The sequence below is a fragment of the Bacillus sp. EB600 genome (assembly GCF_024494385.1).
In the GTDB taxonomy this organism is placed as follows: domain Bacteria; phylum Bacillota; class Bacilli; order Bacillales; family Cytobacillaceae; genus JAEVLT01.
This window is the reverse complement of the sequence record NZ_JAEVLT010000014.1, coordinates 37,324-52,543: the sequence shown is the minus strand read 5'-3', so window position 1 is coordinate 52,543 and position 15,220 is coordinate 37,324. Positions and strand designations below refer to the sequence as shown.

At 40.1% G+C, this 15,220-nt stretch carries 12 protein-coding genes; 11 read left to right on the top strand and 1 reads right to left on the bottom strand.

Going from position 1 to position 15,220, the window contains the following annotated elements; all coding sequences use genetic code 11:
• The first annotated feature begins 120 nt into the window (after positions 1-120).
• The 10 genes from JN080_RS15310 to JN080_RS15265 all read left to right on the top strand — a co-directional run bounded on the left by JN080_RS15310 (position 121) and on the right by JN080_RS15265 (position 12,531).
• A complete protein-coding gene (locus JN080_RS15310; protein ID WP_256236875.1) occupies positions 121-546 on the top strand; it encodes a hemerythrin domain-containing protein in 426 nt (141 codons plus the stop codon).
• A gap of 26 nt (positions 547-572) precedes the next feature.
• Entirely contained in the window at positions 573-875 is a 303-nt protein-coding gene (locus tag JN080_RS15305) for a hypothetical protein (RefSeq protein ID WP_256236874.1), read from the top strand.
• Positions 876-891: 16 nt separating this feature from the next.
• Positions 892-1,182: a hypothetical protein gene (locus tag JN080_RS15300; RefSeq protein WP_256236873.1), complete on the top strand. Its 291-nt coding sequence runs from the start codon at positions 892-894 to the stop codon at positions 1,180-1,182.
• Positions 1,169-4,834, top strand: a complete 3,666-nt coding sequence (locus JN080_RS15295) for a nitrate reductase subunit alpha (protein ID WP_256236872.1) — start codon at positions 1,169-1,171, stop codon at positions 4,832-4,834. The genes JN080_RS15300 and JN080_RS15295 overlap by 14 nt, the downstream gene beginning before the upstream one ends.
• The gene (gene narH, locus JN080_RS15290) at positions 4,824-6,326 is read left to right on the top strand and encodes a nitrate reductase subunit beta (RefSeq protein WP_256236871.1); all 1,503 of its coding nucleotides are present in this window, start codon (positions 4,824-4,826) and stop codon (positions 6,324-6,326) included. Before JN080_RS15295 ends, narH begins: the two co-directional genes overlap by 11 nt.
• A complete protein-coding gene (gene narJ, locus JN080_RS15285; RefSeq protein ID WP_256236870.1) occupies positions 6,323-6,925 on the top strand; it encodes a nitrate reductase molybdenum cofactor assembly chaperone in 603 nt (200 codons plus the stop codon). The genes narH and narJ overlap by 4 nt, the downstream gene beginning before the upstream one ends.
• Before the next feature lie 16 nt (positions 6,926-6,941).
• A complete protein-coding gene (gene narI, locus JN080_RS15280; RefSeq protein WP_256236869.1) occupies positions 6,942-7,637 on the top strand; it encodes a respiratory nitrate reductase subunit gamma in 696 nt (231 codons plus the stop codon).
• Positions 7,638-7,921: 284 nt separating this feature from the next.
• Positions 7,922-8,959, top strand: a complete 1,038-nt coding sequence (locus JN080_RS15275; RefSeq protein WP_256236868.1) for an NAD(P)H-dependent flavin oxidoreductase — start codon at positions 7,922-7,924, stop codon at positions 8,957-8,959.
• 107 nt (positions 8,960-9,066) lie between these two features.
• Complete coding sequence (gene hprK / locus JN080_RS15270; protein WP_256236867.1) at positions 9,067-9,975, top strand: HPr(Ser) kinase/phosphatase; 909 nt, start codon at positions 9,067-9,069, stop codon at positions 9,973-9,975.
• Between the two features lie 372 nt (positions 9,976-10,347).
• Positions 10,348-12,531, top strand: coding sequence for a transglycosylase domain-containing protein (locus tag JN080_RS15265; RefSeq protein ID WP_256236866.1), 2,184 nt, complete (start codon positions 10,348-10,350; stop codon positions 12,529-12,531).
• Positions 12,532-12,598: 67 nt separating this feature from the next.
• On the opposite strand, the gene JN080_RS15260 is transcribed toward JN080_RS15265, so the two are convergent.
• A complete protein-coding gene (locus tag JN080_RS15260; RefSeq protein ID WP_256236865.1) occupies positions 12,599-13,765 on the bottom strand; it encodes an MFS transporter in 1,167 nt (388 codons plus the stop codon).
• 273 nt (positions 13,766-14,038) lie between these two features.
• On the opposite strand from JN080_RS15260, the gene JN080_RS15255 reads away from it, so the two are divergent.
• Positions 14,039-15,127: an AI-2E family transporter gene (locus JN080_RS15255; protein WP_305473978.1), complete on the top strand. Its 1,089-nt coding sequence runs from the start codon at positions 14,039-14,041 to the stop codon at positions 15,125-15,127.
• The last annotated feature ends 93 nt before the right edge of the window (positions 15,128-15,220 follow it).

Here is a 15,220-nt window from a genome sequence, read left to right as displayed (position 1 = left end):
GAAAATTGATTTTCGGCTTTTTCTGTCGTTTGCAAAAAAGCATAATGAGGAAGTTTAGGGAATATGGTTATGGATAGGCTTATAGATGTTAATCCAATTGTTTAGATAAGGAGAATCCAGATGTCAGGACCGAGTTTAAAGAAACAGGATGCCCATTCATCCATCCATGAGGCGGCACTAAATGAAGCAAAAGAATTAAGGGACTTATTTCAAAAATATCTGGAAGAGAAAGAAAAGGAACGAACAATACAAGTTGCTGAAATTGCCATCGAACATTGGGAATCACGTACACTGAAGCATGCCGAAGCTGAAGAAGAGGGATTATACCGGGAGCTTGTTGAAGAAAACCCTAATTTAGGTCAGCTCGTCATCCAGCTAACGAGAGATCATGATCTAATGCGAAGGATGGTTTCAGAAATGAAAAATCTACTCATTAAGAATGAGATCGATGAAAGGATGCTCTCTTTGCTTGATTCCCTTTTAGTTGTCGATTCGATCCATAATGAAGATGAAATGAATAAACTGCTACCTAATTACGGAAGATAACACACAGAAAGTATTGGAAAAAGGTGATGAATTTGGTAGAGGAAAGATTATTACGCTTTGCGGCACCAGAATTATATAACAGAATGGTTGAAATCTTATCAACCTATCATCTCCATCCATATGATGTTCATGCCACTCTACTGAAAAGCGAGAATGGTTTAGATGTCATAGTAAGGTTTACTGCTGATTTTTCACAATTAGTATCTGCAAATTTCAGCATGGAACAGGCAACGCATCCGGACGAAGCAGTAACTGATTTTTTTGAAGAGGTCGCGTCAAGATGTAAGGCGTTGTTAATTGCAGATTATTATAAAATGATGAAGCCATAAAAGGAGGTGGAAGGGATTGTTTTCATTTGAAACAGATGCACTGCTCGTTGGGGACAGAGAAGATTTAATTGCTTTGGTGCAGATGAGGTTTGGAAAGATTACTGGTGAAATGATAGCGAAAATCTATGAAATTGATGATATGAATACCTTGCAACATCTCATCCTTTCAGCAGCGAATGCAGCAGATTGGAATATTTTTTTAGCGGAATTTAACGCTGGTAAGGAAGCTTTTCGATTAGTAGGGGAAAATTTCAATCCCCTTCGAGATCAGTTGACAGGGGGGAAAGGCATCGATGGAAAAAAATAAAAAAAATTTATTGCATTCCCTTAAACATCTCGTACGAGGAGAACGGATTAATGATGGTTGGACAGAGGAAAATCCCCGCCCACGGGATTGGGAAGCTGTCTATCGAAACCGTTGGGGACATGATAAAGTCGTCCGTTCCACTCATGGAGTAAATTGCACCGGTTCGTGCAGCTGGAAAATCCATGTCAAAGACGGCATTATCACATGGGAAACCCAACAAACGGACTACCCCTCAACAGGCGATGACTTCCCTGAATATGAACCGAGAGGATGTCCCCGCGGCGCAAGCTTTTCCTGGTATACATATAGTCCAACCCGTGTAAAGTATCCTTATATCCGGGGGGATCTTTATGCCTTATGGAAAGAGGAACTTGAAAAAGGAAGCAATCCTGTCAAAGCCTGGGAGAATATTGTCTCTGATCGGGTAAAACGCGAACGTTATGTCAAGGCGCGCGGAAAAGGGGGATTTGTCCGCGGATCATGGAAAGATATTTGTCAAATGATTGCAGCGGCTTCTATTTATACGATTAAAAAATACGGACCCGATCGAATTGTCGGTTTCAGTCCGATCCCCGCTATGTCTATGGTCAGCTATTCAGGTGGGACAAGATTTTTATCCTTAATCGGCGGCACAATCTTAAGTTTTTACGATTGGTATGCGGATCTCCCACCAGCATCACCGCAAGTTTGGGGGGATCAAACGGATGTTCCGGAAAGCGGGGATTGGTATAATTCCAAGTATTTTATAATTTGGGGAACGAATATCCCGCAAACAAGAACTCCTGATGCTCACTTTATGGTGGAGTCGAGGTATAACGGAACGAAAGTAGTTGGGGTTAGTCCAGATTATGCCGAATATGAAAAATTTGCCGACATCTGGCTGCCGGCAAAAGCAGGTACGGACGGAGCGCTGGCAATGGCAATGACTCATGTCATTTTAAAGGAATTTTACGTAGATAAAGAAACTCCTTATTTCATGGAGTACGCCAAACAATATACCGATTTGCCTTTCCTTGTGATGTTAACAGCGAAGAAGGACGCATACCGCTCCGACCGCTTTTTAAGAGCAGATGATATTGCAGAAGGCCAAGAACTAGGGGAATGGAAAACGGTCGTCTGGGATGGAAATGCGAAAAATTTTGCGATTCCTAATGGAAGCGAGGGTTTTCGGTGGGATCAGGGAAACAAGTGGAATCTTGATTTAGATACTATTAATCCGAAAATGAGTTTTCTAGATGAATCAGATTCTATTGTCCTTGTAGAATTCCCGTACTTTGGCGAAAAAGACGGCGGGATGGTCAAACGCGGTGTTCCTGTAAAAAAAATCAAAGACAAATCGGGAGAAGAGATCATCATCACAACTGTTTACGACTTAATGCTAGCTCATACGGGGATTAGCCGCGGATTAATGGGTGATTACCCAGTTGACTATAATGATGATAAAAGATCCTATACACCTGCGTGGCAAGAAAGTATCACAGGCGTGAATAAAACACATGTCATCCAAGTAGCAAGAGAATTTGCTGAAAACGCCGCCCTCACGAAGGGCAAATCAATGATAGCCATGGGCGGAGGAACCAATCACTGGTTTCATAGTGATCAAATTTATCGTTCCATTCTGAATCTCGTCTTATTAACAGGGTCACAAGGGGTAAACGGCGGTGGCTGGGCCCATTATGTGGGTCAAGAAAAAGTACGCCCGTTAGAGGGGTTTTCGCAAATTGCCTTTGCAAATGATTGGGTAAAATCCCCAAGGTTTATGAATGGAACCTCGTTTTTTTATTTTGCAACAGAACAATTCCGCTATGAATATGACCAAAATGAAAAGGAAAGCGAGTGGGGCAGTAAATACTCGAATATCCATCCTGCTGATTTTAATGCGCTATCTGCCCGGTTAGGATGGCTGCCGAGTTTCCCGCAACTATCACAAAATTCATTAGACGTAATGAAGGAAGCTCGTGCACGACATAAGGATGATCAGTCTCTTATTAACGATATCGCTAAACAACTTACAGAAGGAAAGCTGGAATTCGCGATTGAAAATCCAAATGATCCGCGTAATTTCCCTCGTGTTTTCTTTAATTGGCGTTCCAATTTGTTAGGAGACAGCGGGAAGGGACATGAATATTTTGTAAAGCATTTAATCGGGTCTACAGATTCCTTATTAACAGATACGGAAAACTCATGGCAGCCTGAGGATGTAAAAATTTCTGATATTCCGCCTGAAGGGAAAACTGATCTTTTTGTAAGTATGGATTTCCGAATGACGAGCTCGGGCCTTTTCTCTGATATTATTTTGCCAGCAGCCACCTGGTATGAAAAATATGATATCAGCAGTACCGATTTACATCCATTTGTTCATCCATTTAATGCAGCCATTAGCCCTCCATGGGATACAAGAAGTGACTGGGATGCATTTAGAGAGATTGCAAAATCTTTCTCAGACCTTGCCAAAGACCATCTGCCTGCTGGGGAAGACCTTGTCATGTCACCACTTGCCCATGATACGATCAATCAAATCGCTCAAGCCTATGGAAAAGTAAAGGATTGGCGGAAAGGTGAGGTTGATGGGGTTCCTGGTAAAACGATGCCAAATTTTAATGTCGTGAAGCGGGACTATCCTCATGTGTATGATATGTGGATTACAGTTGGACCAAATATTAAGAATGGCTATGGAACAAAGGGTGTTAAAATTCCAGGAGATAGGGTGTATCAAGAATTACTTGATCGACTTGGTGCTTCAAAGCACGATGGGATCGGGAAAGGGTATCCTGATTTATATTCTGATAAGAAAGCAATTAATGCGATTCTACTGATGTCTGGGGCCACAAATGGAAAACGTGCGGTTGAAGGCTGGAAATCACTAGAGGAGAAAACGGGAAAAAAACTTGCTCATATTTCTGAAGGACGCGAGGAAGAGGAATACACATTAGACGCATTAACTATTCAACCACGTCCAGCGATCTCTACACCTGTATGGAGTGGATTAGAAAATGATAATCGACGCTATTCACCGTTCACGGTCAATAAGGAATTCAATATTCCCTGGCATACACTAACAGGCCGGCAAAGCTTTTACCTGGACCATGAAGTCATGCTTGACGTTGGGGAAGGACTTCCATTATACCTTCCGCCGATCTCGAAGGGACCCTTTATTAAGGATGAAAAGGAAATTGAAAATAACGGAAAGTCAATCACGTTACGGTATATGACCCCGCATCAGAAATGGGGAATCCACACCATGTTTACAGATTCAACAAATATGGTTCAGTTATTTCGGGGCTGGCAGGTCGTGTGGATGAATGAAGAAGATGCTGCTTCGATCGGGATTAAGGATAATGACTGGATCGAAGTATATAACCGTAATGGCGTTGTGGCAGCCCGGGCAGTTTTAACGTACCGGATGCCAAGAGGTGCCGTTTATATGTACCATGCACAGGACCGAACAATGGGTGTACCGGGTAATACGATCAATAAAACTCGTGGCGGTACTCATAACAGTGTCACCAGAATTTATCCGAAATCAACCCATATGATTGGCGGGTATTCACAATTGAGCTACGGATTTAATTATTATGGACCAACCGGAAGTCAAAGGGATACCATGACGATTATCCGACCGTTAAAGGAGGTTGATTGGCTTGAGGATTAAAGCACAGGTGGCAATGGTGATGCATCTTGATAAGTGTATTGGCTGTCATACTTGCTCTGTCACATGTAAGAATGTATGGACCAACCGGCCTGGAATGGAATATGTGTGGTTCAATAACGTCGAAACCAGACCAGGTGTTGGGTATCCACGAGAATGGGAAAATACGAACCGATATAAAGGCGGTTGGGTTTTAAGAAATGGCAGACTGCATTTACGAGCAGGCGGGCCGCTTTCGAAGCTGGCCAACATTTTTTACAATCCGAATATGGCGGATTTGAATGACTTTTATGAGCCGTGGACCTATGATTTTGGGCATCTGCATCAGCGAGAAAAAGGGGATAGCATTCCTGTTGCTCGTCCCCGGTCGATGATCACCGGAAACTATATCGATAAACCTGAATGGGGACCAAACTGGGATGATGATTTGGCGGGCGGAAGTGAATCAGTTCCAAATGACCCTAATGTCCGCAAACTTCAAGAACATATCAAAATGGAATATGAGAAAACATTCATGATGTATTTGCCAAGGATTTGTGAACATTGCCTAAATCCTTCTTGTGTTGCATCCTGTCCTTCAGGTGCTTTATATAAGCGGGAGGAAGACGGAATTGTTCTGGTGGACCAGGATGCCTGCCGCGGCTGGCGCTTTTGCATGAATGGCTGTCCTTATCATAAGGTGTATTATAACTGGAATACCCACAAAGCGGAAAAGTGTAATTTTTGTTATCCGCGAACAGAAGCGGGTCTTCCAACAGTCTGTTCTGAGACCTGTGTGGGAAGGATTCGTTATATCGGAGTTGTTTTATATGACGCCGATAAGGTGAAAGCGGCTGCATCGGTTGAAAATCCCCAGGAGCTATATGAATCACAGTTGTCTGTTTTCTTAGACCCGTTTGATCCTGAGGTGATCGAAAAGGCGCAAGCGCAAGGAATTAATCAGAGCTGGATTCAAAGTGCTCAAGATTCACCTGTCTATAAAATGGCAATCAAATGGAAAATCGCCTTGCCGCTTCATCCAGAATACCGTACATTGCCGATGGTTTGGTACGTACCCCCGCTTAGCCCGATTATGCAACATATTACAAATGAACAAGAATTGAATGCAGACGGTTATATTCCTGCTGTGGATCAGATGAGAATACCTATGGAATATTTAGCTTCTTTGTTAACAGCCGATGACACAAAAGTCATCCGTAAGGTATTGTTAAAAATGGCGGCTATGCGTGTCCATATGCGTGCCAAAACTGTTGGCGGTGTTAATGAATTGAAGAAGAGTAAAATTCTTGAAGAGGCAAATACCACTGCGGAGGAGCTTGAAGAGATGGCAAGGTTACTTGCGGTCGCCAAGTATAATGAACGATTTGTCATTCCGACCGGCCGCCGTGAAATGCTAGATGATTTACATTATAGACAAGGGGCATGCAGTATTGAAGAGTTGGCACCGCCTGAAGGAATGGCAACCTATCCATTTGAAAGAAGTGAAAATGCATGACGAATGACAAACAGGCGATTTTAGTTATCCTGTCAAGAATATTGGATTATCCTGACCAACTTTTTTTTGAAGAACAGTCGTTGATCGTATCGTTTATTCAGGAATATATTTCTACTGAGGACAGTCAGAAAGAAGTAGTAAAGAGAATAAGTCCCCTTTACGAGCTGTCATTAAAGGAGTTACAAGAACTATATGTGGAGACATTTGATTATAAGGATAATACAAATCTCTATTTAACTGCCCATGAGCTAGGGGATAGCAGAAAGCGAGGGGTTGCTTTAATCGAACTACAGAAGCAGATTCATGAAGCTGGCTATGAATGTGTTACCAAGGAATTGGCTGACTATATCCCGATGCTATTAGAGCTTTTGGCAGTTGTGCCAGAGGAAGAGAAAATATCAAACCTATCGGCCCGGTTAGCTTATGCTATGGATCGGATTTTAACGAATCTTCCTAACAGTAACCCCTACAAAAAAGTAATGGAATTAGGAATGATATATGTCTTTGAAACTCCTGAATTAGAGAAAATCTCTAGGCTTGAAATACTCCGCGAAGAAGCGGATTTGAATGAGCTGCCATACCCGTTAATGTATCGTTAAAAAAGGAGGATTGGTGATGGAAGTTGTTTTTTGGTGGACCATTTTTCCCTACATATGTGGAACGATCTTACTTATAGCCAGCTTTTACCGATTTGTTTTTCGAGGTAAAAGCTGGACTGCACCGTCAACCGAGATTTTTGAAAAAAAATGGTTGAGAATAGGATCTGTTGTCTTTCACTATGGGATCATTTTTGCTTTTATCGGACATGTAATGGGCGTGTTAATTCCGATTGAAGTGTATAATGCACTAGGGGTTGAAGACCATGTATACCATTTCTTTGCCATCGCCGGAGGCGGTGTAGCGGGATTAATGGTGGTAGTGGGTCTGGTTGTCATGCTGATTCGAAAATTTTTATTCCCTAGAGTTCGCGCCCACACAACTGGTGGAGGGTACTTTACCATTATATGGCTGCTGCTCGTTGCTGCATTAGGAACCTTTATGAGTTTAGTTTATAATACAACGGTTGGCGCCTATGAGTACCGTTTATCGATCGGTCCGTGGTTTAGAAGTTTATTTACCTTCCACCCCCAGGCCGGCTTAATGTTAGGGGTGCCTACACTTTTCAAGGTTCATGTTATTTTATCGTTTATTTTATTTGCAGCTATTCCGTTTACCAAGCTTGTCCACATGTTTAGTTTTCCGCTGCGCTACCCGGCACGTGCTCCGCAGCAGTACCGGTCTAGAAATGGATATAATAAGGATAGCAGGTAGAGGAGGCAAACACTCCTCTTTTTTTTGGAAAATTATTGGAGCGCCTCATTAAGATTTTATCCCGGAAGGAAAGGAATAAAGATTACTTTCCAATTGTTATCGAATAAAAATATTTTTTAAATTGCAATTAGTAAAAAAATCAGACATACCCGTTAAATGTTGTAATTAGCCTAATTCACCATTTGTGCTTTACGCTATTAAACTAGTGCAAATAGGATAAATGCTCTTTTATTTTTACTTTATGAATTTTCATGACAAACGTCACTACTCGATATAAATATATCATGTTACACTCGAAACAGTTATCCTACTATAATCATTCGAAACGAGGAATTGCATTGAACTTTCCACAATTAACGATCAGGCATATGACACCTAAAGTTCCCATTATGCAAGGTGGGATGGGTGTAGGTATATCACTTAGCAAGCTTGCTTCAGCGGTTGCAAATGCTGGCGGGATTGGTATTATCTCTGGTACAGGAATTTCCGTTAATGAAATGAGAAATCATATAAGAAAAGCTAAAAGATCACTAAAAGGACCTGGATACATTGGAGTGAATGTGTTATTTGCAATGAATGATTTTGCCGAAAAAATGAAAGCAGCTCTAGAAGAAAAAGTAGACTTTATTATTTCTGGTGCTGGGATTTCAAGAGATATGTACTCATGGGGAAGAGAGGCTGGCATACCCGTCCTTTCCATCGTTTCTACTGCAAAATTAGCTAAAATTTCCGAAAAACTTGGAGCTGCAGCTGTTGTCGTTGAAGGATTTGAAGCTGGTGGACATCTTGGAACAGACAGACCGATGTTTGATATTCTTCCAGAGGTAGTGGAAGCGGTTTCGATTCCTGTCATTGCTGCTGGAGGAATTATGACTGGCGCGGATATTGCGAAGGCCCTAGAAATTGGAGCATCTGGGGTACAGATGGGTACTAGATTTGTGGCAAGTAACGAATGTGATGCCCCCATGTCCATGAAGCAAAAATATGTAGATGCTCGAAAGGAAGATATTGTTCTAATCAAATCATCTGTAGGTCTTCCAGGAAGAGCTATTGCAAATCCATTTACGGATATGATCGCGAGTCCTAACAAAGTCAAAATAAAGAATTGCAGGGATTGCCTTAAACATTGTTCATACAGTTTTTGCACACTAGATTCTATGTTGAAAGTTGTAGAAGATGATCTTGACAATGGTCTTGTTTTTGCCGGTGCAAGAGTCCATGAAATAAAAGAAATTCTACCTGTACAACAAATCATCGACAACCTTTCAGCAGAATTTAGCGCGGCAATCGAACAGCGTACCGCCGTTCCAGTTTTGCTTTAAGAAAATGAATGGTTAAATATAAGACACTGTGCAACATGCTTAGTGTCTTTTTCACAATTTAGGGAAAATTAATTGTAAGGACCAAATTAGAAAGATAGGGAGCTTATATGAACACGATAACCATAAAACAATTAGCAGATAAATTAAAATTAGAAATCCTTGCCGGTGAAAAAGGACTTGATTGCGTCATCGACAGTGATGATATTCATCGACCAGGATTAGAATTGACGGGATATTTTAAATTTTTTCCAAAAGAAAGAATCCAATTATTAGGAAAACAGGAAATTACATATTTACATACATTAACTGAAGAAGAACGTGATGAAAGAATCGGAACAGTCATTAAAAAACGCCCGCCGTGTATTATCATTACGCGCAACCAAGAAGGTCTTGATTATTTAATCAAGCATTGCAGTGAAGAAGGAGTGGCACTTCTTCGGGCAAAGGAAAAAACAACAAATGTGATTAGCAAACTGAATAATTATCTTGGAAAAGAGTTAGCTAAAAGTATTGGGATTCATGCAGTTTGTGTGAATGTTTTTGGAGTGGGCTTATTAATCAGAGGAGAAAGTGGGATTGGAAAAAGCGAATCTGCTCTTTCTTTAATTGAAAAAGGACATCGCCTTATTTCGGACGATTTAGTCATTCTTAAAAAAATCGATCCTGAATCACTAATTGGAACACATAATCAGAATAACCGTGATTTTTTATCCTTGCGGGGAATTGGGATGATTAATGTACCCAGACTCTACGGTTCTGGTGCTTTTCAAGATGAAACCGCGATTAATTTGGATATTATCTTATCCGCTTGGGATGAGAAGAAGTATTATGATGCAATCGAGCATCCAAATGAAGTCGTTGAGTATTTAGATGTTTCCATCCCTCACCTTGAAATCCCAGTTCGGCCTGGAAGGGACATTGCCAGTTTAATCGAAGTAGCGGCAAAGAATTGGCGTCTTGAACAACAAGGTTACACAGCGTTTAACGAATTTAACGAACGTATTCAAAATCAATAAATTTTTTAATAAATCTCTAATTGTACTATGTGCTAAAAACACATTATATAATACAAATAAAAGTAGTAAGAGAACAAATGTTCCTTTTACTGCTTTTTTATCTTCCAGTTCCTACGCGAAGGAAAAGCGTTAGCTTTTTCGAGGAAGTGCCAGTGCCGACGGTGCCGTTGTGGGTACTACTACAGTATTTTAAAAGTTTTTATTAGTATCACCCCTTAAAAATAAGTCTTTCTGCGAATCAATATAATTGTACTGTTATAACATTATATTGATAATGTCGTCTAACTCGTCACTATTTACAGACGTTTATTTCAACTTTTGACTTTTAAGATAGTCATAGATAGAGAAACTTACACATGGGAGAGAAAATGAATGTCGGAAGAAACATATCGTTATCGTCAGGATCGAAAACAAGCTGAAAAGACAAGACAAAAACAAGACAGAAGAAATAAAGCACCCAAAAAAGGATCCTTACTGAAAAAAGTTTTACTTGCCTGCCTGCTGCTTGGGGTAGTTTTAGTGGGGGTAGGAGGAATTGCATTCGCTAGTATGATTAAGGATGCCCCTAAAATAGATCCTTCAAAACTAGTAGATCCGCTTTCGACGAAATTTTATGATAAAAATGGAAATTTTATCTATGAATACGGAAAGGAAAAGCGAACAAAAGTTACGTATGATCAGGTTCCAAAGGTTTTGGAACAAGCATTTATCGCAACCGAAGATGCCCATTTTTACGAGCATCATGGTATCGATATAAAACGGACTGCTAAAGCGATTTTTGAGAACGTAACTGGTGACTTCGGATCACAGGGAGGAAGTACCATTACACAGCAGGTGATAAAAAACTCATTTTTGACGCCTGAGAAAACACTAAAGCGCAAAGTGCAGGAATGGAGTTTGGCATATCAGTTGGAACAAAAGTATTCCAAGCACGAGATTTTAATGATGTATTTAAACAAGATTTACCTTGGAAACAGGTCTTACGGAGTGGCTGCTGCAGCGAAAAATTATTACGGAATCGAAGCAAATAGTTTGAAAGAATTGACGCTGCCAGAGGCTGCCATGTTAGCTGGTCTCCCACAAAGTCCAAGTAATTATGATCCGAGCAAACCCGAAGACCAAAAGGCTGCAACGAATCGGCGTAATCTTGTCTTGAGCTCCATGCATAGACAGGGGTATATAACGGAGAAACAACTGCAGGACGCAATGAAAGTTCCGGTAACGGAAGGGCTTGTTCCGAAAACTAACCAACAAGGTATGCCATACGAAGCGTTTTTGGATGCTGCTGTAAAAGAAGTGGAAGGAAAATTAAAGGATGTAGATATCAGCACGGATGGTTTATCTATTTATACGACTTTAGATCCAAAAGCGCAGGGTTATGCGGACAAAATGATGAACACAAATGCTATTATCGCTTATCCTAATGCTAACTTTCAGGGAGCTTTCGTATTCCTAGATACGAAAACTGGTGAAGTCCGTGCCATAGGAAGCGGGCGTAATAACTATCAAGCTGCATTCCGGGGAAACAACTTTGCAGTTGATATTAATCGCCAGCCAGGTTCATCATTTAAACCGATTTTTGATTATGGACCTGCGATTGAAAATTTAAAATGGTCGACAGCACACCTTATCAATGACCAGGAGACCACATATTCAAGTGGTCAATCTCTATCAAACTGGGATCATCAATATCATGGAATGTTGACAATCCGAACAGCACTTCAATGGTCCTATAATATTCCTGCACTACTAACGTTGAGAGAGGTAGGAATGGATAAGGCAAAGAATTTTGCAGAACAACTTGGTGTTACTTTTGCTAAAGATCAGGTTTATGAATCTTACTCGATTGGAAGTAATCCGGTGAATCCGTTAGAGATGGCTGGAGCCTACAGTGCATTTGGAAATAACGGAGTATATAACAAACCGCATTTTGTCCAAAAGGTTGTCTATCCTGATGGAACGGTTACTAGCTTTACACCACAGCCAAAACAGGTAATGCATGATTATACAGCTTATATGGTGACCGATATGCTGCGGTCTGTTGTAAATTCTGGGACTGGAACAACAGCAATGGTTCCAGGCCTAGATGTGGCCGGAAAAACAGGCACAACAAATTTTGACGATAAGACCATTGCCCAATTTGGATACCCAGCGGGTGCGACAAATGATAGTTGGTTTGCTGGTTATACACCACAATATACGATGGCAGTTTGGACCGGCTATGCGAAAAATGAACAAGGCAATTATATGCTTGGAGATACAACAAAAATTTCGCAAATCATGTTTAAGTTGATGATGCAAGCATTCGGAACTGATAATAACAGCTTTCAACAGCCATCAAGTGTATATAGAGTGGGGAATGAACTTTACATTAAAGGTGGAAATCATAATGATGTTCCATCCTCCCTGAATAATGATAATGAAAAAACACAAGCTGATAAAGCTGGACCTCAAAACAACGGTGCAGATCATGGGAATGGGAAAGAGAAAGCTAAAAACGAATGGAAACAAGAAAAAGATCAAGGGAAACACAAAGGCAAGCATGGCCACGATTGACCATTTAACTTTATTGATCATAGCCAAAAAATGGTCCCAATATACTTAAAGGGACCATTTCTTTTGGCTAAACAGTTTCCAATTTCTTTGCTTTAAGCCTATATATTTGGTATAGGATGAAAGCGAGAATAGAGATAATTGTACCTGAAATATAGGGAAGACCAATTGCTAGTGAAAACATCCATCCACCCAGTGGTGGTCCAACAATTCTGCCAAGTGAATCGAACGATGAGAGGAGTCCCGTGGCACTTCCATGACCAAAGGTTGAGGTTTTTGTTAAAAGTGATGAAACACAGGGACGAATAACACCATTTCCAATACCAAAGATGGTTAAATAAATGGCAGCAGTTGTAAAGTTATCGACTAATAAAATCGTCGCAAATCCGACTGCCGAAACAATAATCCCTCCTTGAATGACGATCCCTTCTCCATATTTCTTTGTTAACCTGCCCATTAAACCTCCCTGTATAATAGCCTGAGCAACCCCCATAATCATAAAAACATAGCCCATTTGGGTGGAATCCATTCCCGCTCTTTTAGCTGCAAAATAGGCAAATGTTGCTTCTAATCCTGCTAATGAAAGGGATATAAATAACTGGAGGATATATAAAATAGTTTGTACTCCACTGAAAGATTTCCATAAAGAGGTGTTCTGTTCAGAGTGCTCGCGCCGGCTTTCTTCGGTTGAAGATTCTTTTAGCAGGATTATTACTAGTAATAAAGTAATAATTGAAGAAATACCAGCGATATAAAATGGCAGGCTCAAACTGGTTTTGGAAAAAACACCACCGATTGCCGGACCAAATACAAAGCCAAGCCCAATTGCTGCTCCGATAATACCCATGCCCTTTCCACGGTTTTCAGGGGTTGTAATATCAGCAACGTAGGCCATCGTTGTCGGCATATTTGCTGATGTAAGAAAACCCCCAATAATGCGAGCTGCAAATAGCATCAACAAATTGGTTGAAACGGCCATCATAAAGAAAGAAAGGATAAGACCTATAATTCCAAATACCATGACAGGTTTACGGCCAATTCGGTCCGATATTCTTCCCCACATTGGTGCAAACAATAACTGCATCAACGAGTAAACAGCCATTAACCAGCCAAGCTCAGTTGGTGTGGCACCAAGTTGTTCAGCATAAAAGGGTAGAACTGGAATGATGATCCCAAACCCAATATAGACAAGAAACATAACAAGAAACAAGATGGGCAGCGCATTTTTACTTTTCAACTATTTTCCACTTCCTACCTGTTATTTAACTGCTTTTTCTATACTATCATATCTATATATTATGTAGTAAATATAAGCTTTAGTGGAGGAATCATCAAAAAAACGTTGTAAGTATAGAACAACCAGACAATTTATGCTATTGTTTGAATGAAAGAAAACAACTGCTAAATTAATACCACAAAGCCATTCATAAGAAGGGGAAGTGGATTTATAGAACGGTCCATTATAAATTAGCCCGGTAACAAAACTAAGGTAGAAATTGAGGGAAATCAGTTGAAAAGTAAATTTCAATTCTGGTTAGTCCAGATATTGTTGATCTTAACTATAATCTTTGTTTCTTCAAAGATAACTTTTTTATTTCGGCCAATAGGTATCTTCATTTCAACATTATTTTTTCCGATTCTGATTGCAGGGTTTCTTTTTTTTCTGTTTAATCCAGTGGTTAATTTTCTTCATCGCAAGAAAGTGCCCAGATTTATTGCAATTCTAATTATTTATGTCGTTATAATTGGGATCGTTGTATTAATAATCGGCAATGTAGTACCTTCTTTGAGTAAACAGTTTGCTGCCCTTGCAATGGCACTTCCTGGATATGCGAATAAAACAATTGATTATTTTAACAACCTAGCTCAAACATCTGAATTTAAATGGATAATAAAATCACAACCAAATCTTTTTCAATCTTTCGAACAAAAATTAAATAGCTTCGCTAATACTTTGCCAGAGACGATTACTTACAGTATCACGAATATATTGGGTGTAATCGCCAATATTGCTGTTATTCTTGCCACTGTGCCTTTTTTGTTGTTTTACATGTTAAAAGATGGTAATAAGTTTCAGGTATCGTTTTTGAAATTTTTTCCGGCTACTTTGAGGGACGAGGGTTTAACAATTTTAAAAGAGACAGGTGAGACACTTTCCACTTATATACATGGACAAATCGCCGTTGCCTTATCAGTAGGAGCAATGTCGCTGATCGGATATCTTATCATTAAATTACCATTTGCACTGGTAATGGCTTTAGCAGTTACTTTTACATACTTCATTCCATATATTGGACTGATCATTGGTGCTACACCAGCAGTAATCGTAGCATTTTTCGATTCACCTACCAAAGTCTTGTTAGTATTGATTGTGCTAGTAATTTCACAACAGGTAGAATCCAATGTATTATCACCCCTTATTCTTGGGAAAAGTCTTGATATCCATCCAGTAACAATTATCATAATCCTTCTTGCGGCAGGGAATCTTGCTGGTGTCCTAGGAATGGTTTTGGCTGTACCTACTTATGCAGTGTCTAAAACAATTATCTTAAACGCAATTAAATTTTTTAAGGCAAGGAAAAAGGCAACTACCCTGTAAAAATAGGGAAGACCTAGCGGTTTCCGCTAGGTCTTTATTGTATTTTCATTATTTTAGTTTAAAATGCTTAAAATAGTAGGGTGCCCAAATTAA

Excerpts from the sequence above, each read along its gene's own strand:
- JN080_RS15310 (WP_256236875.1), top strand. The coding sequence starts at position 121 with ATGTCAGGACCGAGTTTAAAGAAACAGGATGCCCATTCATCCATCCAT.
- JN080_RS15305 (WP_256236874.1), top strand. The coding sequence starts at position 573 with ATGAATTTGGTAGAGGAAAGATTATTACGCTTTGCGGCACCAGAATTA.
- JN080_RS15295 (WP_256236872.1), top strand. The coding sequence starts at position 1,169 with ATGGAAAAAAATAAAAAAAATTTATTGCATTCCCTTAAACATCTCGTA.
- narJ (WP_256236870.1), top strand. The coding sequence starts at position 6,323 with ATGACGAATGACAAACAGGCGATTTTAGTTATCCTGTCAAGAATATTG.
- narI (WP_256236869.1), top strand. The coding sequence starts at position 6,942 with ATGGAAGTTGTTTTTTGGTGGACCATTTTTCCCTACATATGTGGAACG.
- JN080_RS15275 (WP_256236868.1), top strand. The coding sequence starts at position 7,922 with ATGTTACACTCGAAACAGTTATCCTACTATAATCATTCGAAACGAGGA.
- hprK (WP_256236867.1), top strand. The coding sequence starts at position 9,067 with ATGAACACGATAACCATAAAACAATTAGCAGATAAATTAAAATTAGAA.
- JN080_RS15265 (WP_256236866.1), top strand. The coding sequence starts at position 10,348 with ATGTCGGAAGAAACATATCGTTATCGTCAGGATCGAAAACAAGCTGAA.